The following is a 20,274-nucleotide window of genomic DNA, read 5'->3' as shown; positions in this document are numbered from 1 at the left end:
GCAACTCGTGCGAGCTGCCCCGGCCGTACGAGCGCGCGGGCGTCCGACGGCGTACGTGCCCGGGTAACGCACCGGAAACGCGAGAAGCCTGTCCGTGCAGCCGCTCAGCCGCCGGTGCCCGCGGTGTCGACGGACGGGAGTTGGTCCGCCAGGTCGCCAGGGGAGTGGCCCTCGGCGGTGGCCAGGGACCAGAACAGCAGGGCCACGCCCGTCGCGCCGGGGTCGGGGAAGCCCAGGGCCCGTTCCCCGACGTAGGAGGCGCGGCCCATGCGGGCGCGGAGGTCGGCGGTGGCGCGGGCGCCGTCGAGGGCGGCCACGGCGACGTCCCGTACGTCGGCGCCCGCGTCCAGGGCGTCCCGGGCCGGCACCAGGGCGTCGACCAGGGTGCGGTCGCCGGGCTGGGCCTCGCCGACCCGCTGGATGGCGGCGAGGCCCTCGCGCACGCCCGCGCGCCAGGCCGCCCGGTCGTCGTCGTGGGCGGCGAAGGCGGAGGCGATCTCCTGGAAGAGCAGCCCCATGAGGGGGCCGCTGGTGCCGCCGACCTCGTCGAGGAAGATCCGTGCGGCGACCGCGAAGGGCGCCTCGCCGGGGGACTTCTCCAGGGCCGCGGCGGTCCGGTCCAGGCCCTCGGCGATGTTGTCGCCGAAGTCGCCGTCGCCGGAGATCTGGTCCAGGGCGGTCAGCGTGTCGTGGGCGGTGTGCACCGCGTCGGTGTAGGTGCGCAGGACGGTCCGCTGGTCGGTGGTCATCGGGTGGCCTCCAGGGTGGGGAAGGCGGCGGTGCGGGCGGGGGCGTTCCAGTAGGCGGCCCAGTCGTCGCGCAACGCGGTGACGGTGAGGGAGAAGCCGCTCATGTCGAGTGCCGGTACGAAGGTGCCGACGAGGCGGCCGGTCACGGTCAGGCCGCGCTTGTCCAGCAGGCCGGCGACCCGGGCGTGCACGGCGTGCAGTTCGAGCAGGGTGGTCGCGCCGAGCCCGCCGACCAGCAGCAGGACGTCGCGTTCGGCCTGCGGCAGGGCGTCGAGGACCTGGTGGGTCATGCGGTCCACGAGGGCTTCGAAGCCGGGGTGCTCCAGGGTGGTGGCGGCGCGTTCGCCGTGGATGCCGACGCCGTACTCCAGGGTGCCCGCCGGCAGCTCGAACGCCTCGCCGCCGCGCGAGGGCGAGGTCTGTGCTCGGGCGGCGACGGCGATGGACCGCGAGGCGGCGGCGAACTCGGCGCCGAGGCCGGCCAGTTCGTCCAGGCCGAGGCCGGTGTCGGCGGCGCCCCCGAGCAGCTTCTCCACCAGGACGGTGGCGCCCGTGCCGCGCCGGCCGGTCGCGGTCTCCTCGCTCTCGGTGGCGAGGTCGTCGTCGATCAGGACGCGGCGCACCGGAATGCCGTCGGCGCGCAGTCGCTCGGCGGCGATGCCGAAGTTGATGCGGTCGCCGGTGTAGTTCTTCACCACGTGCAGTACGCCGTCCGGGCCGGCGGCGGCCTTGGACGCCTCGTAGATCTGGCGGTTGTGCGGGGAGGCGAAGATCCGGCCGGGCGCGGCGGCGTCCAGCATGCCGCGGCCGACGAAGCCGGTGTGCAGCGGCTCGTGGCCGGAGCCGCCGCCGGAGACCAGCCCGACGCGGCGGTCGGGGTGCCGCTCGCGGGCGACGGCGTAGAGCGGGTCCTCGTTGACGCGGAGCAGCCCGGGGTGGGCCAGCGCCAGGCCGTGGAGGGCCTGCTCCACCGCGTCGTGGTCGGGCAGGAACAGTCGGTTCACGGAACCTGGGTCCTTTCGGGGAGGTGCTGGAGGTGCTGTGGTGCGGTGGAACCCTGGGCGGCGGGTGCCTCGCCGCGGCGCAGCCGGGTGGCGGCCAGCGCGGAGAGGACGGCGACGCCGACGCAGTAGGCGATGAGCCAGGCCCAGTGGCCGCCGCCCGCGGTCAGCAGGGCGGTGCCGATCAGCGGGGAGAGTCCGCCGCCGAGGGTGGCGCCGATCTGCTGGGTGATGGAGAGGCCGGTGTAGCGGACGCCGACCGGGTACAGGTTGGCGAACAGGGCGCCCTGGGCGCCGTACATGGCGGCGTGTCCGATACCGAGGCCGAGGGTCATGCCGATCACGTACCCCCAGAAGTGGCCTGTCTCCATCAGCAGGAAGAACGGTACGGCCAGGACCGCCTGGAAGAGGGCACCGGCGCCGGCATCGACTGAACCCCACCCGCTTGACGGCGTTGCCCCGAACGCCATCTGCCTCGAGGTCCACCGTGCACACCCCCACGCCCCAGCCCCACTCCACCGGGACCGACATGCTGGACGACGTGCTGTCCCGCGCCGAGGCCGCGGCGGGACACGCCCGGCTCGCCACGCCCGACGGGCGTGCCCGCCTGCTGACCGGCGTCGCCGACGCGCTGGACGCCGACGCCGGCACCCTCGTGCCGCTCGCGCACCGCGAGACACGCCTGCCCGAGGCACGCCTCACCGGCGAGCTGCGACGCACCACCTTCCAGCTCCGGCTCTTTGCCGAACGGCTCCGCTCCGGCGCGCTGGACGACGTGGCCGTCGACCACGCGGACCCCGGCCGGCCGATGGGCGCCCGCCCCGACATCCGGCGGACCACCGTGCCGCTGGGCCCGGTCCTGGTCTTCGCCGCGAGCAACTTCCCCTTCGCCCTCAGCGTGCGGGGCGGCGACACCGCCAGCGCCCTGGCGGCCGGCTGCCCCGTCGTCGTCAAGGCCCACCCCGGCCACCCGGAGCTGTCCCGGCGCACCGCGTCCGGCGCCGCCACGGCGCTGGACGCGGCGGGCGCACCGGCCGGTCTGCTCCAGCTCGTCGAGGGCGAGCGGTCCGGCGTCCGGGCCGTCAGGGACCGCCGGATCAAGCGGGCCGTCAGGGACCGCCGGATCAAGGCCGTCGGCTTCACCGGCTCCACCCGCGGCGGACGCCACCTCTTCGACCTGGCCGCAGCCCGCCCCGACCCCATCCCCTTCTACGGCGAACTGGGCTCGACCAACCCCGTCGTTCTGGTGGCCAGGACCACGTCGTCGCGGCGTCCGCGCAGGGCCCTGCCGACGATCCGTTCGGTCGCGCCGTCGCCGCCGTAGACGTCGGCGGTGTCGATGAAGTTGATGCCGGAGTCGAGGGCCCGGTGGATGATCCGGACGCAGTCGTCGGGATCGGGGTTTCCGTAGGGGCCGAGCTTCATGGTGCCCAGGCAGTAGGGACTGGCCTGGATACCGGTGCGGCCGAGGGTACGCATACGCACGAAAGCCGCCTTCCCAGGGAGTGACCGGACACTGTGCGGGCGCACGGCACGGCACACCTTCATGCCGCGCCGTGCGCCCGCGGCCGGGAGTCAGCCGGCATAGGGAACGGCGACGTCGAGCGTCCAGATGACGCCGTAGCGGTCCTTGACCATCCCGTACAGGGGAGCCCACCCGGACGGGCCGAGGTCCGTCATGATCGTGGCGCCCTCGGACAGGCCCTTCCAGTAGCCGGTGATCTCCTCGGCGTCCTCGCCGCGGACCGAGACGAAGAACGGCCGGTCGCCCGCGTCGTACGTCTGGTTCTCGCGGACGTCGTAAGCCATGACGTGGAAGCCGTTCTCGGCGCGGACCTCGCCCCACAGGATCCGGTCGGTGTCCGCCGGGTGCTCCACGGCCTGGGCCTGGCCGCAGGTGACCGCGACGACCTGCCCGCCGAACACCGACCGGTAGAACTCCAGCGCCTCACGGGCCTCGTCCCGGAAGTTCAGATGCACGGTGGTGGTGACGCTCATGATGTTTCTCCTGCTCAAGAGGTGTGTTTGCCGACAGGAGAAAGACTCGCAAGGGTAGGTGACAGGGTTTGTCACCTTCTCGGAAGAGAATCAGGGGCATGCCGAAAACCTCCGCTCGCCTCCTGGCCCTGCTGTCGCTGTTGCAGACCCGCCGCGACTGGCCCGGCAGCTTGCTGGCCGAACGGCTCGACATCAGCCTGCGCACCGTCCGCCGTGACGTCGACCGGCTGCGCGAACTCGGCTACCCCATCGCCGCGGCCAAGGGACCGGAAGGCGGTTACCGCCTCGGGGCCGGTACCGACCTGCCCCCGCTGCTGTTCGACGACGAGCAGGCCATCGCCCTCACCCTCGCCCTCCAGGTCGCCGCCACCAGCCCGGCGAGCGGCCACGCCGAAGCGGCCGCCCGGGCCCTGCACACCATCCGCCAGGTCATGCCCGCCCGGCTGCGCAACCGCATTGACCCCTTGCGGGTCACCGCCGTCGCCCAGCCCACCACACGGCCGGCCGCGGCCGTCGACGGCGGCAAACTGCTCGCGCTCAGCGCCGCCGCCCACAGCCACGAGACCCTGCGCCTCGACTACGGCGCCGAGGACCCCGACCGGCCCCCGCGCCGCGTCGAACCCCACCACGTCGTCACCTCGAACGGGCGCTGGTACCTGGTCGCCTTCGACCTCGACCGCCAGGACTGGCGCGTCTTCCGTGCCGACCGGATCACCCTGCGTACCCCCAACGGACCCCGCTTCAGCCCGCGGCAACTGCCCGGCGGCGACGTGGCCGCCTTCGTCACCAGCCGCTTCCGCGGCTCCACCGACACCACCGGTGCCTGGCCGTGCACCGGCACCGTCGTCCTCGGCGTGGACGCCGCCGCCCTGGCCCCCTACGTCCATGACGGCGTCCTCGAAGAACTCGGCCCGGGCCGGTGCCGACTCACCCTCGGGTCCTGGTCCTGGACCGCTCTCGCCGCCGCCATCGCCCGCTTCGACGCCGACATCACGGTCGTCGGCCCGCCCGAGCTCACCCACGCGTTCGCGCACCTGGCCCAGCGTCTCGCCCGTACGACCGGACCCACGACGTAGGCCGCGGGGCGGCAGCCGTCACCGCCGCCGCAGTCGCACCACCGCGCTCGGCCCGTCCTCCTTCGGCAGCCGCAGGGGCAGTCCGTGGGTGAGCAGCGTCGCCCCGTGGTGCTCCGCGCCGGTGGCCTCGTCGGTGTAGATGTCGGTGGGGGAGAGACCGGCCAGGCGCAGACCGCGGCTCCGGCCCCAGGCGATCACCACGACGCGGTCGTCCGTGCGGTACTGCACGGCGTCGTCAAGGCGGTACTGCTCGCCGAACTGGACCACCGGGCGGATCTCCTTGTAGAGCGCGACCAGTTCGCGGGCCTCGGCCAGCTCTGCGTCGCTCCAGCGGGAGAGATCGCCGCCGATGCCGAGGGCCCCGGCCATGGCGATGTGGAAGCGGTGGCGCAGGGGAGCGGTGCGCCCGGTGTACGGGTTGGGGCTGTCGGTGGCCCAGGCGGACATGGTGCGCGCCGGGTAGATCTGGCTGTAGCCGTGCTGGATGCCGATGCGGTCCGCGGCATCGGTGTTGTCGGAGATCCAGGTCTGGTCCGTACGGGCGAGCATGCCCAGGTCGGCGCGCCCGCCGCCGCCCGCGCAGCCCTCGATGCGCAGGTGCGGGTGGGCGGCGCGCAGCCGGTCGATGACCGCGTACACCCCGCGTGTGTGGTCGCTCCACAGGCGCTCGGCGTCGGGCCCCGCGGGCCAGCCCGCTTCCGTGAACGCCCGGTTCATGTCCCACTTGAGGAAGTCGATCGCGTACGTCGCGACGAGTCGGTCGAGCCACTTGAAGGCCCACTCGGTGACGTCGGTGCGGGCGAAGTTGAGGACGAGCTGGTGGCGGAGTTCCGTGCGCCGCCGGTGCGGCATGTGCAGTACCCAGTCGGGGTGTTCGCGGTACAGGTCGCTGTCCGGATTGGTCATCTCAGGTTCCACCCACAGCCCGAACCGCATGCCCAGGCCGCGGATCGTGTCGACGAGCGGTCCGAGACCGTCGGGGAACCGCTCGGGGGCCGGATGCCAGTCGCCGAGCCCGGCCCGTTCGTCCGTGCGGGCTCCGAACCAGCCGTCGTCGACGACGAACAGCTCGGCCCCGAGCTCCGCCGCGCGCTCGGCGAGTGCCCGCTGTCCCGCCAGGGTGACGTTCCAGCCGGTGGCTTCCCAGCTGTTGTAGACGACCGGCCGCGGCTCGTCGGGGCGGGGCAGCACGTGCGCGGCGATGTAGGCGTGCCAGCCACGGCTGGTCGCGCCGAAGCCGCCACGGCTGTACTGCCCGGCGAACACGGGGGTCCGATGGCTCTCACCGGGCCGCAGACGCCAGCCGATGCCGTCGTGTCCGGCGCCGCCCGTGACCGTGAACGGGGCGCCGGTGAAGTCGCGCTGGGCGGTGATCCGCCAGCTCCCGGACCAGGCGAGGACCATGCTCCACACCTCGCCGCCCGTCTCGTCGGCGTCGCCCGCGTCGACCATCAGCCACGGATTGGCGAAGTGCCCGGAGACTCCGCGCCGGCTGGTGAAGACGGTCTCCGCGTACGGGGCTTCGGTGCGGCGCAGCTGTGTCTCGCCCGACCACTGGCCGACCGTATGGCTCAGCCGCACACCCGAGGCGGCGGGGACGGACCAGGCGGCGGCGTCGCAGCGCAGCACCTCGATCGTGTCGTCGCCGTCGGCGGCCCCCAAGTGCCGCAGCGTCAGCGAGCGTTCGATGACGTCGCTGTCCTCGTGGACGGCGTAGTGGAGGGTGCAGCCGAGCGGGTAGTGGCGGTCCCGCAGCCGCACCCGCAGTTCACTGCCCTCGATCTCGTGGCCCTCGTAGTGCCACTCGACGCCGCGCGCACCGTCCGCGTACCGCACGAGCAGGGACGGGACACCGAACCGCGCACCGCCCTCGACTCCCAGTTCCTCGCCGCCGGTCGACGCGAAGCTGCTGACGACGCCGTCGTACGAGGGCAGGGCCGAGGCGTGGTCGAGCGTGAGCGGAGCGCCCCAGTGCAGATGGTGGGGTACGTCGTCGGCGCCGACGCGCAGGGCGTAGGACGTGGCCGGAGTGGTGAGCAGGAACGTGCGGCTGGACGCGTCGAAGGACACCGGGGACACCTGTTGCATGGCCACGGAGCTTAGGCGCCACTGCGTCGAATCAAAATATTGACGAAGGAAATTAATGCCTCTACGTTTCCCCCATGGTGCTGAACCGAGCGGTGCTGCTCGCGTCTCCGGCGGCCAACACGGTGTTCACCACGGTGCTCACCCGTGGACCGGTCGCCCGTCCGGAGATCGCCCGGCTCACCGGACTGTCCTCCGGCGCGGTCACCAAGGCGGCCAAGCCGATGATCGAGGCGGGCTATCTGGAGGAGCTGACGCAGACCGAGCGGACGGCTGAAGGGGCCGGGCGCCCGGCCCACCCCCTCGCGGTCCGCGCGGACCGCGAGTTCTTCGTCGGGGTCAAGGTCACCGCTGACGAACTCATCGGCGTCGTCACCGACTTGAGGGCCCAGGTCCGGGACGCCCGCCGGATGCCCGTGACCGGTCGCGCCGTCGAAGAGGTCGTGGCCGGCATCGCCGCGCTCGTGGGAGAGGTGTCCGCCGAGTACGCCGCGAGCACCCACCACGTCGGGGTGTCCGTCTCCGGTGACGTCGACCGCGCGGGCGGCCTGGTGCGCTATTCGCCCTTCCTCGGCTGGCGTGACGTCCCGCTCGTCGAACTGGTCGGCCGGGCGACCGGACTGACGGTGACCGCCGAGAACGACGTCAAGGCGCTGACCGTCGCCGAGCAGTGGTTCGGCGAGGGCGTGGGCGCCGACTCCTTCGCACTGGCCACCGTCGGCGTCGGCATCGGCTGCGGCCTGGTCGTCAACGGCCGTCTGGTGGCGGGCGGTTACGGAGTGGCCGGCGAGATCGGGCACATCCCGGTCGCCGCGGGCGACGGACCCCCGTGCCACTGCGGCGGGCGGGGCTGCGTGGAGTCCATCGCCTCCGAGGAGGCCATCGTCACCCGCGCCCGGCGCGCGTCCGGTGATCCGGCGCTCGACATGGCCGGCGCCATCGACCGCGCCCACGGCGGTGACGACGCCGTACGGGCCGTCTTCGCCGAGGCGGGCCAGGCCATCGGCCTCGGCCTCGCCGCCATGGTCAACCTCGTCGGGCCCGAACGGGTCGTCGTCTCCGGCGAGGGCCTTGCCGCGTACGACCTCTTCGAGGAACAGATCCGCGCCGCCTTCACCACCCAGGCCTTCGGCGCCGCCGCCCGCTGCCCGCTCGTGGTCCGCCCGCTGCCCTGGGAGGAGTGGGCACGCGGCGCGGCCGCCGTCGGCATCCAGTCCCTCTTCACGGCCTGACCTCCGCCGCCTTCTGCGCTTCCGTGAGGGACAGGTCGCGGACGAGTGGGGAAGGGCGGCGGCGGTCCCGCATCCGCCGGTGTCCCGTACCCGGGCACCGGAGGCGTACGGGTCAGGCCGCGCGGCCCAGTGCCGCGCGTTCCAGGTGTTCCACCGATGTCACCGTCTGGAGGCACGCGGTCAGTGCCCGGCTGCGGGCGTGGGAGACGCCGCCGGGTGCCGTCGGGTCGGTGAGCTGGGCGAGGCGGCCGCTGCTCGCGATGCGGTCGAAAACCTGGTGCAGGCTGCCGCCCTGCGGCGGGGTGTCGAGAGCGAGGTCCTCGGCGAGCCGGTCGAGGTGGTCGCGGACCTCGGCGGCGAACAGCGCCGTCTCGGGTACGGCGTCCGAGGGGGTGCGCGGCAGGCTGCCGTGCACGAGGGTGGCGGCGCGGGCCACGTCGAAGACGGCGGCCTGGATGGCTGCCAGCTCGGTGGTGTTCCAGCGGGCGCGGTGACTGCGCGGCTCGTGGGCGAGGCTGGCGATGGCGGCCTCGAGCTGTTCACGGGCGTGCCGGGCGTGGTGGCGCAGGGTGCCGAGGACGGCGGGGTCGACGGCGCCGGCACGGGCGTATCCGTCGAGCAGGGTGCCGAACAGGTCGCGCTGTGCCTCGACCCAGCGGGCGAGCAGTCCGGGCAGCCGGTTGTGGTGGTAGGTCGGCAGGATCAGGAAGATCGCCATGCCGAGCAGGGCGCCCACCACGGTGTCGGCGGCGCGCCCCCAGGCGGCCTCGGTGGTCGGGGCCAGACCGATGCCGCCGATGAGGAAGACGATCCAGGCGGTGATGAAGATGTTCAGCACCCACTGGCCCATGAGCAGGGTGCAGAAGGACAGCAGGGCGAGCGCGGTGGCGGCGACGACCAGCGCGCCGTGGTTCCAGATGTCCGGCAGCAGCAGCGCCCAGGCCACGACGCCTCCGATGACGGAGCCGGCGGACCGGCCCCAGCCGCGGGTGAGGGTGTGCCCGTAGTCGGGGAAGAGGACCAGGATCGTGGTGAGCGCGGCCCAGAAGCCGTGGGAGGGCAGGCCGTGTCCGCCGAAGTCGCCGGTCCAGCGGCCGATCGCCTCGCCGGCGGTGGCGCCCACGGCGAGACGGACGGTGTTCATGAACAGCGGGGCGCCGGGGCGCAGCGCCGCGGCCACCCGCTGCCGGGCGAAGCGGACCGCGTCGGCGGGGAAGCCGACGAGGTGGTGTTCGCCGAGTTCGAACTCGCCGGGGCGGTCGGAGCGGCGCAGTGTGTACCGGGTGATGCCGAGGGCTTCGGCGAGCCGGGGGAGCACCAGGTCGGCTTCGGTTCCGCGCCAGCGTTCCAGTTCCTGTGCGGCGGGGGAGTGGAGGGCGGTGTCCAGGTCGGCGGTGCGGCCGCTGCGGACCGCCGCGGCGACGGCCTTCAGCACCGTGGCCACCGCCGTGCGCGGTACGTCGGCGGAGTGGGCGGTCGTCTTCAGGGCCCGGCGGACCTCCTCGGCGGCGCCGTACAGGGCGAACAGCGGACCCGCGGGGCGCCGGGCGGAGGACGGCAGCACGCCGAGCGCGGTACGGGCGAGGGTGAACGGCGTCGACGGCAGCCGGCCCGCCGGGCCCTCGGCGGCGTACCCGGCGAGGGCGTCGTAGAGGGCGGCGAGGTTGCGGCGCTGGCTGTGGTGGCGCATGCCGTACGGCGGGAGGAACTGGGCGGCGACGACGAGGGCCGCGCCGACCGCGATCCAGCGGGCCATGACCAGGCCCTGGTCCACGCCGGGCGAGAGGTCCGCGGTGATCATCACGCCGATGACCATGAGGCAGGCGCGGATCCCGGGGACGATGCCGAACGCGCGCCACAGACCGGCGACGTAACTGCCGACGAAGAGGAAGGGGAGGAACCACCAGCCCAGCTCGTGCAGGTACACGCCCGCGAACACCGCCGCGCTGAAGACGGCGCCGCTGATCAGGCTGACGGAGAAGCGGGTGCGCGTGGCGGGCAGGAGTGTGCAGATGCCGCAGATGAAGGTGCCCACCATCATCATCGCCCACGCCATGCGGTCATCGATGGCCCAGCCGATGACCGAGCCCGCGACCAGGGCCACCGCGGCCCGCATCAGGTTCTGCGGATCGCTCCACCTGCGTTCGACGCGTGCCGCCGCCGTGAGCGTGTGGGCGAGGGATGGCCACCATGTCCTGCCGGTATTCATACATGTATGCTACATCTAACGTTTTTGGTTGCCAAGTACAACCTATGTGGGGCGCGGCACCGGGATGCGAAGTCTGCCACCGTGCTCCGGACCGCCGCTCAAGAGGCGAGCTGTCGGTCGATTCCGGCGATCACGGTCCTGAGCTGGCGCTCGAAGCGGGCCTGGTGGTCATGGCGGGCGTGGCCCGATGCGGCGACGAGGGGGACCTCGGGGCCGAGTCGCCGGTCGCGCTCGTCGGGCGAGTAGCGCGAAGGATCGGCGGAGGACTGTAGCCGCTCCTGCTCCTCGATGACGAAGCCGACGACGAAGGCGGTGACCATCTCGGTGGCGTCGAAGACGGCGGTGGGCGGGACGCCGGCGGCGACCCAGCGCCGCAGCCAGGGTTCCTGCGCCTTCAGGACGTCCGGGTCGGTGATGAGTGTGCCGCTGAAGGTGCGGGCGCCGTCGCGGTGCTCCAGGTATGTGGCGCGCAGCGCACCCGCGTAGGCGATGAGGTCGTCGAGCCAGTCCCCGGTGGCCACATGTCCCCTGAGTCTGTCGACGACACGGCGCTGGATCTCGGTGCCCATCTCGTCCAGCAGGTCCTGCTTGTTGTGCACGTAGTAGTACAGCGCGGGTGCCTTGACCCCGAGTTGAGCCGCCACCGCGCGTACGGTCACTCCGTCGATGCCCTTGGCGTCGAGCACCTCCAGAGCCGCGGCCACGATGCTCTCGCGGCTCAGCCCTTTCGCCATGCTTGACAACCTACCTCACCTTGGTCCAGTGTCTCGACGACCGGTTTTTAACTTAGTTAAAAAAGGAGCGTGTCGTGCGCGCTGTCGTCGTCACCGAACCCGGGACCGCACCGGTGGACTCGGAGTTCCCCGAACCTGAACCGATGCTGGAGCGCGATCCGGTGAGCCTGGTCGGCGCCGGAGTCCACCAGCTCGTACGGGCTCTCGCCGCGGGCCGGCACTACGGCAGCGGGCAGCAGTACCCGCTGGTGCCCGGCATCGACGCCGTGGCCCGGACCTCCGACGGCCGCCTCGTCTACACCGCCATGGCCGCCGCGCCGTGGGGCACGATGGCCGAGCGGATCACCACCCCGTTCGGGCTCGAACTGCCCGCAGGCGCCGACCCGCTCGCCGTCGCCGCCGGTGTCAACCCCGGCCTGTCGGGCTGGCTGCCGCTGGCCGCCCGGCACGAAGAGACGGGCGGCCTCGGCACGGTGCTGGTGCTCGGGGCCACCGGAATGGCCGGAACCATGGCCGTGCAGGCGGCACTTGCCCTGGGCGCCACCCGGGTGCTCGCCGCCGGTGTCGAGGGCGAGGCGCTGGAACGGCTGAGCGCCCACGGCGCGGAAACCGTCGCGATCGCCCGGGCCGACCGGGACGTGACACGGGACGCGCTGACGGTCGCGCTCGCGGGAGAGGCCCCCGCGCTCGTCCTGGACTACGTGTGGGGGCCGACCGCCGAAGCGGCCTTCGCCGCGCTGGCCCGGCACGGCCTCGGCGAGGACACCGCGGACATCGGCTACGTCCAGATCGGCACCCTCGGCGGCGCCGACGCGTCCGTGCCCGCCGTCCTGCTGCGCAGCCGCCGGATGCGGATCACCGGAAGCGGCGTCGGCTCGGTCCCGGTTCAGCGCCTGCTCACCGAGATCCCCCGGGTGATCGAAGCGATCGCCGAGGGCACCCTCACCGCCCCGTACACCGCCTACCCCATCAGCCGCGCCGGTGAGGCGTGGGCGCACACGGGGCCCACCCGGGCGGTCATCGTCCCGGACTGAGGGACTACCGGGCCCCCGCCACCGTCCATGACCGTCCTCCCCGTTCCGCCTCCTCACTCACTCGCTTCCTCGCTCCAGGGACACACATCACCGTGCACGCCAACCCTCATCACACACACCGCAGCGACGACACCGCCCCCAAGGCCCCGAACCCGACCCTGTCGGCCGACCGGCTGTCGGCCTTCAGTGACGCCGTCGTGGCGATCGCGATCACCCTGCTGGCGATCCCGCTCATCGACCTCGTGCCCGACGCGCTGGAGGACGGCGACAGCGCCGCCGAGGTCGTCACCCACCACATGGCGTCGATCAGCAGCTTCCTGCTGAGCTTCGTCGTCATCTGGCGCATCTGGACCGTTCACCACGAGGTGTTCGCGCGTACGGAGAGGGTGAGCGGGCGCATCGCACAGATCAATGTGCTGTGGCTGGTGTGCATCGTGGTCCTGCCCTTCCCGGTCGAGATGATCAGTTCCTACGGTGACGAGCCCTTCGTCCTCGCGCTCTATGTCGCCGTCCTGTTCGCCTCCAGCGTCGCGCTCGCGGCCATGGCCCTCCTTCTGCGCCGGACCGGCACCCCGCAGACGGCACCCGGCAGGGAGACCGTCGAGCAGGTGATGGGCAACGCCGCCTGTCTCGCGGTGGCCTTCCTGCTCGTCGTGGCCGCCCCCGGACTGGGGTTCTGGCCCCTGGCACTGCTGCTCGTCGACGGCCCCGTGCTGGCCCTCGTCCACCGCCTGACCCGCCGCAAGCCCGGCGGCGACGCCTGAGACACCACGCAAGACCCAGCCCCCTGCAATCCAAGACAACCTGAGGAGACAACTGCGATGTTCGGTGGTCCAGGCACGATCGTGCTGGTCATAGTGATGCGGGTCCTGGTGTCCCGCGCATGGCGCGAAGGCATCGGGCTCACGCTGGTACGCCGGCTGGTGGTCCCCGGCGTGGCACTGCTGATCGGAGTGCTCGCGCTCCTCGACGGCGCCTCGAAGGTCTTCGGGACACACCTGGTCCTGTTCGTCGTGCTCGCTCTCGTCGTGACGGCCACGGCCGGTGTAGTCCGGGCGCGCACGGTCGAGTACGACACGGTGCCCGAGGCCAGGGAGTACCCCGGCGGCATACGTATCAGGGCGCGCGGCATCACCCTGAAGGCCGACATCGTGGCCGTGCTGTGCGCCGCGGCACTGATCTACCCCACGATCGCCCCCGACGCGGGTATGTCCGCCGCGGGCGGATCACTGACCGTCACCCTCGCGCTCGGCGACATCATCGCCTCCGGGCTGCTGGTGCTGCGCGGCCGTCCGCCGCAGCTCCCCGCCGACAGCCGGCAGCCGGGTCTCAGCACCAGGTAGACGCCGAGTCCGATGCACGTCCCCCTTCCCAGCCCTGTGAAAGGCGGTTCGAGTGACCACCGAGACCACCCCTCCCGGCGAGGTGCCGGAGACGGCACACAGCAACCTGCACAGCGAACACGGCCGGCGCCGCGGTGAGCACCCCGGCCGTTCCCGCAACCCTGTCATCAAGGTCCGTGACCTGGCCTGGCTCCAGTTCGAGAAGCCCGATCTCGACCGGGCGGCCCGGTTCGCCCAGGACTTCGGCTTCGTCATCGCCGCGCACACCCCCGACGAACTCCGGCTGCGCGGAACCCTGCCCGGCACCGACGCCCTCGTCATCCGACGCGGGCCCTCCTCCCGGTTCGTGGGCCCCGTCTTCCGCGCCGGCACCGACGCCGACCTGGACCGGCTGGCCCGGCACACCGGTGCCGAACCCCTGCCCCTCGGCAGCGGCCGGCCCGGCCGGATCGTCCGGCTCCGCGATCCCTCAGGGGTGCCGGTCGGCATCGCCTCGGACCCGCGGGAGTACCCCGCGCTGCCCGGGCAGGTGGCGCTGCCGCTCAACACCGGCGCCCACTCCACCGGCGACTACGCCCGCGTCAACGTCCCCCAGCGGCCCGCCCGGGAGCCGTCACGGGTACAGCGCCTGGGCCACGTCGTCATGGGGACCCCGCACTTCCAGGCCGCGCTGGACTGGTACCTCGACACCCTCGGTCTGATCGTCAGCGACTTCCTCTTCCTGCCCGACGAACGCGACTTCGGACCCACCATGGCGTTCATGCGCTGCGATCGCGGCGGCGAACCCACCGACCACCACACGCTCGCCCTCCACCTCGGGCCCGCGGTGGAGTACATGCACTCCGCCTACCAGGTCGTCGACCTGGATGCCATGGGCGCCGGCGCCCAGTACCTCACCGAGCAGGGATACCGCCGTGCCTGGGGCATCGGCCGGCACATCCAGGGCAGCCAGCTCTTCGACTACTGGCGCGACCCCGACGGGCTCATGGTCGAGCACTACGCCGACGGCGACATGTTCGACGCCACCGTCGAGCCCGGCTGGGCGGCGATGTCCTCCTCCGGCCTCGCTCAGTGGGGACCCGCCGTCACCCGCGAGTTCCTCTCCAGCGAGGGCACCGTGACCCGGCTGCGCGAGGCGGTCGCGAGCCTGCGCCTCAAGAACACGGAACTGACCGTGCCCCGCCTGCTGCACCTGATGAAAGCGATGAACTCATGAGCATCTCCGTCCTGCGCACTGCCGACGCCTGGTACACCGAGCGCGACGGACGGGCCGTACGCATCGACACCGGCGCGACCACCACCGCGAACCTCCTCGGCGACCGGACGGCCGTCGAGAAGGCGCACGCCACGGCCGTGACCGGCGGCAACAGCGTCGACGTCCGCCACCTCGACCTCGTCTCCCCGGTCACCACGCCCTGCCGGGTGGTGGCCCAGATGGTCAACTACCGTTCGCACGCCCGTGACTCGGGGATGGACCCCGGCAAGGTCGTGCCTACGTTCTTCCGCAAGTCCTCGGGCTCCGTCTGCGGCCCCAACGACACCGTCATTCGCCCCGAGCACGTCCGCCTGCTCGACTACGAAGCCGAACTGGGCCTCGTTCTCGGCGCGGCGCTGCCCCCGGGAACGAACGTCACCGAGGAGAACATCGAGCAATACGTGGCCGGCCTCGTCGTGACCGACGACGTCAGCGCCCGCGACGTCCAACTGCCCCAGGGCCAGTTCTACGAGGCCAAGTCCTACCCCACGTTCACCCCGGTCGGCCCCCGCCTGGTCCTGCTCGAACCCCACGACGTGCCCCACATCGCACGGCTACGGGTACGGCTGTGGGTCAACTACGTCCTGCGCCAGGACCGCACCCTGAGCGACATGATCGTGCCGCCGGCCCAGGCCCTGACCCGCCTGGCACGCTTCCAGCAGCTCGAACCCGGCGACCTCGTCCTCACCGGCACCCCGGGCGGCACCGCACTGCGTTCCCCGCGCCCGGTCGTGCGGGCGCTCGGCTCGCTGCTGCCCGCCGATCGCAGGTGGCGGGCCCTGACGAAGAGGCAGGTGACCAACCCGGCCTATCTCCAGCACGGCGACATCGTCACCGTCGGCATCGCCACCGACGACGGCGCCCTCGACCTCGGACTCCAACGCACACCTGTGGAGCATCGCTGACGGCCGACCGGCAGGTGCCGTGCGGGATCCGACGCGGGGCGGTGTTCCCTGCGGCAGGCGGTGAGGGTCAGGCGCGTGGCAGCACGCCCAGGAGTGCCGAGGTGAAGGAGATCCGCAGAGCGTCACGCAGATCCAGGTGGAGCACGCCGAGAGCAGGCTCGTCCGCGTAGGCGGCAAGGACGCTGGGCGGTGGCGGCACGTACGCCGACAGGGCGCCCGCCGAGACCAGGCTCATCAGGCAGAAGAGCTGCGTGTCGTCGCCGAGTTCGGGCACGTGGCGGCGTACGAGTTCGGTCATGGCCGCGAGCCGCGCGAGGGAGGAGCGCTTGTGCTGCTTGACCACCTCGACCGAGACGTTGTGCTCGAGGACGCCGCCCTGCGCGCCGAAGAGGTCGCACAGCACCCTCCGGTCCGCCAGTGACCGGCTCAGGATCTCGGCCAGTTGGCCGGCCCGTACTTCGGGCGCCGCATGTGTCTCGATGCCCGCGGCCAGCTCGTCCGTCAGCTCGGCGAGCCAGCTCTCCAGGAACGCGTCCAGCAGTTCGAGCAGCACCGCTTCGCGCGACTCGAAGTACCGCAGGACGTTCGACTTGGCCAGGCCCACCCGCCGGCTGAGCTCGTTGAGACTCACCTCGGCCACGGGCATTTCGTCGAGCATCGCCGCCGCCGTGTCCAGGATCGCCCTGCGGCGGATCTCCCGCTGCTCCTCGCTTCGTGCCCGTTGGAATGTCACGTTCCCAGTCTAGCTTAAAGACCGCCGGTTCCTTGACAGCAGACCTGCGGTCTCTTACGTTGGTCGCGTAACAGACCGACGGTTCTTAAGGGGATGGGGCGTGCCATGAGTGGCGACTGGACCGAGCAGCACATACCTGATCAGCGCGGCCGGGTGGCGATCGTGACCGGCGCCAACACCGGGCTGGGCTTCGAGACCGCCCGGATGCTCGCGGCACGCGGGGCGGTGGTCGTCCTGGCGGTCCGTGACGTCGTCAAGGGCAGGCAGGCGGCAGCCCGCATCACCGGCGACGTCACCGTCCAGGCCCTCGACCTGGCCTGTCTGGACTCGATCCGGGCCGCGGCGGCCGACCTGCGCGCGGCCCACCCGCGCATCGACCTTCTGATCAACAACGCGGGCGTCATGTACACCCCGCGGCGCACCACCGCCGACGGCTTCGAGCTCCAGCTCGGCACCAACCACCTCGGCCACTTCGCCCTGACCGGCCTGCTCCTCGACCGGCTGCTGCCCGTCCCCGGCTCCCGCGTCGTGACGGTCAGCAGCACCGGCCACCGCGTCCGGGCGGCCATCCACTTCGACGACCTGCAAGGGGAGCGCTCGTACAGCCGCGTCGCCGCCTACGGCCAGGCCAAGCTCGCCAACCTGATGTTCACGTACGAACTCCAGCGCCGGCTCGCGCCGCACGGCACCACGGTCGCGGTGGCCGCCCATCCCGGCGTGTCCAACACCGAACTCGCCCGCAACACGCCCGCCGCGCTTCGCCTGCCCGTCACCTGGCTCGCGCCGCTGCTCACACAGAAGGCCGAAATGGGCGCCCTGCCCACGTTGCGCGCCGCCACCGATCCGGCCGTCACCGGCGGCCAGTACTACGGCCCCGGCAACCGGTGGGAGGTCCGCGGCTACCCGAAGCTGGTCACCTCCAGCCCAGACTCCCACGACCAGGCCGTCCAGCAGCGCCTGTGGACCGTCTCGGAGGAGCTCACCGGGGTGACATTCCCCGCGGCGCTGTCCAACTGGCGAGGAGTCTGAGGTGGTCCTCCGAGGGGGTGCCCGGCTCGGCCGCGTAGATGATCAGGTCGTGCACGGCCCGCTGCGGCAGGGGCAGGTTCAGGTGGCGGAAGGTCATCTCCAGACGGCCGACCTCGGGGTGGTTCAGCCGCTTGCTGCCTTCGTGACGGATCCGGACGTCGTGACTGGCCCACATGGTGCGGAAGTCGTGGCTGAGCGTGGACAGTTCGCCGACGAGCTCACGCAGGGCCCGGTCGTGGGGTTCGCGTCCGGCTTCGGCGCGGAGCACCGCGACGGTGGCCCTCGCGCCGTCCTCCCAGTCGACGAAGAAGTCGCGGGAGCCGGGGTCGAGGAAGAAGTAACGGGAGAAATTGGCGCAGCCCCGGTCGCCGGTGGTGTCGCTGTCGAACATCGGTGAGTACAGGGCCCTGCACAGCGCGTTGCTCGCGACGATGTCCAGACGTCCGGTGCGCACGAAGGCGGGGGCCATGGTCATGGAGTCCACCATCCACTGGACGGAAGGCGGGATCCTGACATCCTTGCGGCGGTGCGACCCGCGGCGGGCGGGGCGAGCCGCTCTGGCCAGATCGAGCAGGTAGGTGCGCTCGTCCTCATCGAGGAGCAGTGCCCGCGCGACCGCTTCGAGGACGTCCTCGGAGACACCGCCGATGTGGCCCTTCTCCAGCCGCGTGTACCACTCGGTGCTCACGCCGGCGAGGGCCGCGACCTCCTCGCGCCGCAGTCCCGGAACCCGGCGGCGTCGGCCGGTGGGCAGCCCGACCCGCTCCGGGGCGAGCTTGGCGCGTCGGCTGACGAGGAAGTCGCGGATCTCCGAGCGGTTGTCGGTGGGATCACCGGAGCGGTCTTCGGACGGAGGTGTCATCCGCCCACGGTACCCATGGCCCTGCCGGTCAAGAGAGGTTGCGTTTATACCCCCCCATAAACGCGGCCTTGCCCGCCTTGGACGGCGCCGGTTCTCTGAGGTCGGCGGATGTGACCGGCACTGCGTCATCGCGGGCCGCCGTCCGCCGTCCCCGTCCACACCTCAGGAGCACGACCATGACCAGCAAGACCGTACTGATCACCGGCGCGACCAGCGGTATCGGCGCCCACACCGCGCGGTTGCTCCTCGACCGCGGCCACCGCGTGGCCGTCACCGGCCGCGACGAGAGCAGACTGAAGGCATTCCTCGACGAGGCCGGCCACCCCGACCGGCTGCTGGGCCTGGTCGCGGACGCCGCGGACTGGCAGGCCACCGAGTCGGCCGTGACCCGTATCGTGGCGCATTTCGGTGCCCTCGACGCGGCGGTGGCCAACGCCGGATTCATGTCCGGTGACTCCATCGGGGCAGGCGACCCGGCACTGTGGCCGCCCATGATCCTCACCAACGTCCTCGGCCCCGCCCTACTGGCCCATGCCACCCTGCCCCACCTTGAAGCAACCGGCGGACGGCTGGTGCTCATCGGCAGCGTCGCCGGGCTGAAGAACTCTCCGGGCAACCTCTACTCGGCCACCAAGTGGGCCACCACCGGACTCGCCGAGAACCTGCGCCTGCACGCCACGACCCGCGGCATCGGTGTCACTCTCGTCAACCCCGGCATGATCGACACACCTTTCTGGCAAGGTGCCGACGTTCCCCCCTTCGCCCTGCCTCCGCAGCCCATCGCCGAGGCCATCTGCTACGCCCTCGACCAGCCTGCGGGCGTCGACCTCAACACCCTGACCATCCGGCCCCTGGGCCAGCCCGTCTGACCACGCCCGGTTTCCACACCACGCCGCTCGCCGACGCCCGGCTGACCTGCCTGACGGGTGGGTCAGCCGGGCTGCACATGAGCGATGCTGCCGGTCTCCTGCTGCCGCAGCTGCCCTCCTGCTGCTGAGCCGCCCCACCTCCAACACGCCGCGGCAGGTCCGCCAATCGGCGGTCAGCACACGGCAGGGCTCCGCTAATCGGCGGTCAGCGCACGGTACGGCTTCGGGAAGAACGACCAGTGATCGTCGCACCAGACCAGTCCGTCGTACGAGATGCCTGAGGAGTTGCCGGAGGAGTGGTACTGCCACGCGCTCCACACCCGTGCCGGCAGCAGCAGGTGCGCCACCGACCGGTATCCGCCGGGGAAAGGCCGGGACATCGCGTTGTCGTCCGCGAGCGCGCCGGCCGGTGCGAAGTGGATGCGGATCCGCGTGCGGCCCACCGGGTGCCGGAAGCCGATCCCGGCGTCCCACATCCGCTCGTACCGCTGCCGGGCGGGCTCCGCCGTCTCGCGCACGAACACCGCGGCGTAGTCGGCCTGCCGCGGCCGCAGTTCCCGCAGTGCGGCGCCGGTGCGGTCCATGGCGACCGTCCGCAGGATCGGCTCCAGTTGCGCGTACAGCGCGGCCATCGAGATCCCGGCCCGCAGGTGTGAGCCGACCGCGTCATGCTCCTCGGCGGTCGCGTCCTGAGCGGTGGCGAGCGACGGGTCCGCGCCCGGATCGCCCTGCCGCTGCAACGCCGTCTCGAATACGGCGTACGACGTCCGGCGCAGCGCCCGGACGGTCCGGTTCTCCTGCTCGGTCAGGCACCGGTCCGCGGACCGTGCGACCTGCTCGACGGCCTTGATCTGCGTGTAGATGTCGAAGAGCGGACCGGTGCCGTGCAGGCGGCCACGCTGTCGTTCCACTTCCATCAGGAATCCGTCGCGGTCGAGGGCGTCCATCTCCTGCCGGGAAGGGCCGAGAAGCAGCTCGCGCGGCAGGCCGGGCCGTTCCGTCCAGCCGCCGGTGCGGGCGTCGAAGCGGAACGCGATGACCCGGCCGTCGGCGGTGCGCACCACCTTCGCCGGGACGTTCCCGTGCCGGAAGAACGCGGGCAGAGTCTCGTTCCGGAACATGTCGTCACTGGTCATCGAAGTCCTCCGCCGCGTCCTGCG

General features: G+C 72.1%; 20 protein-coding genes and 1 pseudogene. 10 read left to right on the top strand and 11 right to left on the bottom strand.

What is annotated here, in order from left to right; genetic code table 11:
* Positions 1-104: 104 nt before the first annotated feature.
* From ACFV6E_RS07680 to ACFV6E_RS07670, 3 genes are read right to left on the bottom strand one after another with little or no spacing between them, the layout of a single operon-like run.
* Positions 105-749 (bottom strand): DAK2 domain-containing protein, encoded by a 645-nt coding sequence (locus ACFV6E_RS07680; RefSeq protein ID WP_385459898.1) that lies wholly within the window; start codon positions 747-749, stop codon positions 105-107.
* A complete protein-coding gene (locus ACFV6E_RS07675; protein ID WP_385459896.1) occupies positions 746-1,753 on the bottom strand; it encodes a dihydroxyacetone kinase subunit DhaK in 1,008 nt (335 codons plus the stop codon). Before ACFV6E_RS07675 ends, ACFV6E_RS07680 begins: the two co-directional genes overlap by 4 nt.
* Positions 1,750-2,121: a hypothetical protein gene (locus tag ACFV6E_RS07670; protein WP_385459894.1), complete on the bottom strand. Its 372-nt coding sequence runs from the start codon at positions 2,119-2,121 to the stop codon at positions 1,750-1,752. Before ACFV6E_RS07670 ends, ACFV6E_RS07675 begins: the two co-directional genes overlap by 4 nt.
* A 158-nt stretch (positions 2,122-2,279) precedes the next feature.
* On the opposite strand from ACFV6E_RS07670, the gene ACFV6E_RS07665 reads away from it, so the two are divergent.
* Positions 2,280-3,074 (top strand): aldehyde dehydrogenase family protein, encoded by a 795-nt coding sequence (locus ACFV6E_RS07665; RefSeq protein WP_385460029.1) that lies wholly within the window; start codon positions 2,280-2,282, stop codon positions 3,072-3,074.
* Here ACFV6E_RS07665 and ACFV6E_RS07660 read toward each other — a convergent pair.
* Together ACFV6E_RS07660 and ACFV6E_RS07655 are read right to left on the bottom strand one after the other, a co-directional pair.
* Positions 2,993-3,235: pseudogene (locus tag ACFV6E_RS07660) on the bottom strand (aldo/keto reductase); the annotation flags it as partial. The gene ACFV6E_RS07665 and the pseudogene ACFV6E_RS07660 sit on opposite strands and share 82 nt — an antisense overlap.
* Positions 3,236-3,325: 90 nt before the next feature.
* On the bottom strand, positions 3,326-3,748 hold the full coding sequence (locus ACFV6E_RS07655) for a VOC family protein (RefSeq protein WP_385459892.1): 423 nt from the start codon (positions 3,746-3,748) through the stop codon (positions 3,326-3,328).
* A gap of 98 nt (positions 3,749-3,846) precedes the next feature.
* On the opposite strand from ACFV6E_RS07655, the gene ACFV6E_RS07650 reads away from it, so the two are divergent.
* Entirely contained in the window at positions 3,847-4,824 is a 978-nt protein-coding gene (locus ACFV6E_RS07650) for a helix-turn-helix transcriptional regulator (RefSeq protein ID WP_385459890.1), read from the top strand.
* 18 nt (positions 4,825-4,842) lie between these two features.
* On the opposite strand, the gene ACFV6E_RS07645 is transcribed toward ACFV6E_RS07650, so the two are convergent.
* Positions 4,843-6,912 (bottom strand): alpha-galactosidase, encoded by a 2,070-nt coding sequence (locus tag ACFV6E_RS07645; RefSeq protein ID WP_385459888.1) that lies wholly within the window; start codon positions 6,910-6,912, stop codon positions 4,843-4,845.
* A gap of 74 nt (positions 6,913-6,986) precedes the next feature.
* On the opposite strand from ACFV6E_RS07645, the gene ACFV6E_RS07640 reads away from it, so the two are divergent.
* Entirely contained in the window at positions 6,987-8,141 is a 1,155-nt protein-coding gene (locus ACFV6E_RS07640) for an ROK family protein (protein WP_385173391.1), read from the top strand.
* A 112-nt stretch (positions 8,142-8,253) separates the two neighbouring features.
* Here ACFV6E_RS07640 and ACFV6E_RS07635 read toward each other — a convergent pair whose 3' ends face one another.
* Positions 8,254-10,350, bottom strand: coding sequence for an FUSC family protein (locus tag ACFV6E_RS07635; protein WP_385459886.1), 2,097 nt, complete (start codon positions 10,348-10,350; stop codon positions 8,254-8,256).
* A 98-nt stretch (positions 10,351-10,448) separates the two neighbouring features.
* Positions 10,449-11,084 carry a TetR/AcrR family transcriptional regulator C-terminal domain-containing protein gene (locus ACFV6E_RS07630; RefSeq protein ID WP_385459884.1) on the bottom strand — a complete coding sequence of 212 codons (636 nt, stop codon included), beginning with the start codon at positions 11,082-11,084 and terminating at the stop codon, positions 10,449-10,451.
* A gap of 74 nt (positions 11,085-11,158) precedes the next feature.
* On the opposite strand from ACFV6E_RS07630, the gene ACFV6E_RS07625 reads away from it, so the two are divergent.
* The 5 genes from ACFV6E_RS07625 to ACFV6E_RS07605 all read left to right on the top strand — a co-directional run bounded on the left by ACFV6E_RS07625 (position 11,159) and on the right by ACFV6E_RS07605 (position 15,621).
* Complete coding sequence (locus tag ACFV6E_RS07625; RefSeq protein WP_385173399.1) at positions 11,159-12,118, top strand: zinc-binding alcohol dehydrogenase family protein; 960 nt, start codon at positions 11,159-11,161, stop codon at positions 12,116-12,118.
* 92 nt (positions 12,119-12,210) lie between these two features.
* Complete coding sequence (locus tag ACFV6E_RS07620) at positions 12,211-12,882, top strand: TMEM175 family protein (RefSeq protein WP_385173402.1); 672 nt, start codon at positions 12,211-12,213, stop codon at positions 12,880-12,882.
* Positions 12,883-12,939: 57 nt separating this feature from the next.
* Entirely contained in the window at positions 12,940-13,461 is a 522-nt protein-coding gene (locus ACFV6E_RS07615; protein WP_385173404.1) for a hypothetical protein, read from the top strand.
* A gap of 52 nt (positions 13,462-13,513) precedes the next feature.
* Entirely contained in the window at positions 13,514-14,677 is a 1,164-nt protein-coding gene (locus ACFV6E_RS07610) for a VOC family protein (RefSeq protein WP_385173407.1), read from the top strand.
* A complete protein-coding gene (locus tag ACFV6E_RS07605; RefSeq protein WP_385173410.1) occupies positions 14,674-15,621 on the top strand; it encodes a fumarylacetoacetate hydrolase family protein in 948 nt (315 codons plus the stop codon). The genes ACFV6E_RS07610 and ACFV6E_RS07605 overlap by 4 nt, the downstream gene beginning before the upstream one ends.
* A gap of 67 nt (positions 15,622-15,688) precedes the next feature.
* Here the strand turns inward: ACFV6E_RS07605 and ACFV6E_RS07600 are convergent, their stop codons facing one another.
* On the bottom strand, positions 15,689-16,354 hold the full coding sequence (locus ACFV6E_RS07600; RefSeq protein ID WP_385173413.1) for a TetR family transcriptional regulator: 666 nt from the start codon (positions 16,352-16,354) through the stop codon (positions 15,689-15,691).
* 105 nt (positions 16,355-16,459) lie between these two features.
* Between ACFV6E_RS07600 and ACFV6E_RS07595 the strand changes: the two genes are divergently transcribed.
* A complete protein-coding gene (locus ACFV6E_RS07595) occupies positions 16,460-17,383 on the top strand; it encodes an SDR family NAD(P)-dependent oxidoreductase (RefSeq protein ID WP_385459883.1) in 924 nt (307 codons plus the stop codon).
* On the opposite strand, the gene ACFV6E_RS07590 is transcribed toward ACFV6E_RS07595, so the two are convergent.
* Positions 17,334-18,245 (bottom strand): helix-turn-helix transcriptional regulator, encoded by a 912-nt coding sequence (locus ACFV6E_RS07590; protein WP_385459881.1) that lies wholly within the window; start codon positions 18,243-18,245, stop codon positions 17,334-17,336. The genes ACFV6E_RS07595 and ACFV6E_RS07590 overlap by 50 nt on opposite strands.
* Before the next feature lie 176 nt (positions 18,246-18,421).
* Here ACFV6E_RS07590 and ACFV6E_RS07585 point away from each other — a divergent pair, with 176 nt between their 5' ends.
* Positions 18,422-19,114, top strand: a complete 693-nt coding sequence (locus ACFV6E_RS07585) for an SDR family oxidoreductase (protein ID WP_385459879.1) — start codon at positions 18,422-18,424, stop codon at positions 19,112-19,114.
* Between the two features lie 194 nt (positions 19,115-19,308).
* On the opposite strand, the gene ACFV6E_RS07580 is transcribed toward ACFV6E_RS07585, so the two are convergent.
* Positions 19,309-20,250: a hypothetical protein gene (locus ACFV6E_RS07580; protein WP_385459878.1), complete on the bottom strand. Its 942-nt coding sequence runs from the start codon at positions 20,248-20,250 to the stop codon at positions 19,309-19,311.
* Between the last annotated feature and the right edge of the window lie 24 nt (positions 20,251-20,274).

Origin of the sequence: Streptomyces sp. NPDC059785, assembly GCF_042732375.1 — a bacterium.
Taxonomy (GTDB): Bacteria; Actinomycetota; Actinomycetes; order Streptomycetales; family Streptomycetaceae; genus Streptomyces.
The sequence above is the reverse complement of the archived record's forward strand: the minus strand, read 5'-3'. Positions and strand labels throughout refer to the sequence as shown.

What these genes read in the sequence shown, in the direction of transcription:
- ACFV6E_RS07680 (WP_385459898.1), bottom strand. Translation starts at nt 749, where the DNA reads ATGACCACCGACCAGCGGACCGTCCTGCGCACCTACACCGACGCGGTG.
- ACFV6E_RS07670 (WP_385459894.1), bottom strand. Translation starts at nt 2,121, where the DNA reads ATGGAGACAGGCCACTTCTGGGGGTACGTGATCGGCATGACCCTCGGC.
- ACFV6E_RS07665 (WP_385460029.1), top strand. Translation starts at nt 2,280, where the DNA reads ATGCTGGACGACGTGCTGTCCCGCGCCGAGGCCGCGGCGGGACACGCC.
- ACFV6E_RS07655 (WP_385459892.1), bottom strand. Translation starts at nt 3,748, where the DNA reads ATGAGCGTCACCACCACCGTGCATCTGAACTTCCGGGACGAGGCCCGT.
- ACFV6E_RS07650 (WP_385459890.1), top strand. Translation starts at nt 3,847, where the DNA reads ATGCCGAAAACCTCCGCTCGCCTCCTGGCCCTGCTGTCGCTGTTGCAG.
- ACFV6E_RS07645 (WP_385459888.1), bottom strand. Translation starts at nt 6,912, where the DNA reads ATGCAACAGGTGTCCCCGGTGTCCTTCGACGCGTCCAGCCGCACGTTC.
- ACFV6E_RS07640 (WP_385173391.1), top strand. Translation starts at nt 6,987, where the DNA reads ATGGTGCTGAACCGAGCGGTGCTGCTCGCGTCTCCGGCGGCCAACACG.
- ACFV6E_RS07635 (WP_385459886.1), bottom strand. Translation starts at nt 10,350, where the DNA reads ATGAATACCGGCAGGACATGGTGGCCATCCCTCGCCCACACGCTCACG.
- ACFV6E_RS07630 (WP_385459884.1), bottom strand. Translation starts at nt 11,084, where the DNA reads ATGGCGAAAGGGCTGAGCCGCGAGAGCATCGTGGCCGCGGCTCTGGAG.
- ACFV6E_RS07615 (WP_385173404.1), top strand. Translation starts at nt 12,940, where the DNA reads ATGTTCGGTGGTCCAGGCACGATCGTGCTGGTCATAGTGATGCGGGTC.
- ACFV6E_RS07605 (WP_385173410.1), top strand. Translation starts at nt 14,674, where the DNA reads ATGAGCATCTCCGTCCTGCGCACTGCCGACGCCTGGTACACCGAGCGC.
- ACFV6E_RS07595 (WP_385459883.1), top strand. Translation starts at nt 16,460, where the DNA reads ATGAGTGGCGACTGGACCGAGCAGCACATACCTGATCAGCGCGGCCGG.
- ACFV6E_RS07590 (WP_385459881.1), bottom strand. Translation starts at nt 18,245, where the DNA reads ATGACACCTCCGTCCGAAGACCGCTCCGGTGATCCCACCGACAACCGC.
- ACFV6E_RS07585 (WP_385459879.1), top strand. Translation starts at nt 18,422, where the DNA reads ATGACCAGCAAGACCGTACTGATCACCGGCGCGACCAGCGGTATCGGC.
- ACFV6E_RS07580 (WP_385459878.1), bottom strand. Translation starts at nt 20,250, where the DNA reads ATGACCAGTGACGACATGTTCCGGAACGAGACTCTGCCCGCGTTCTTC.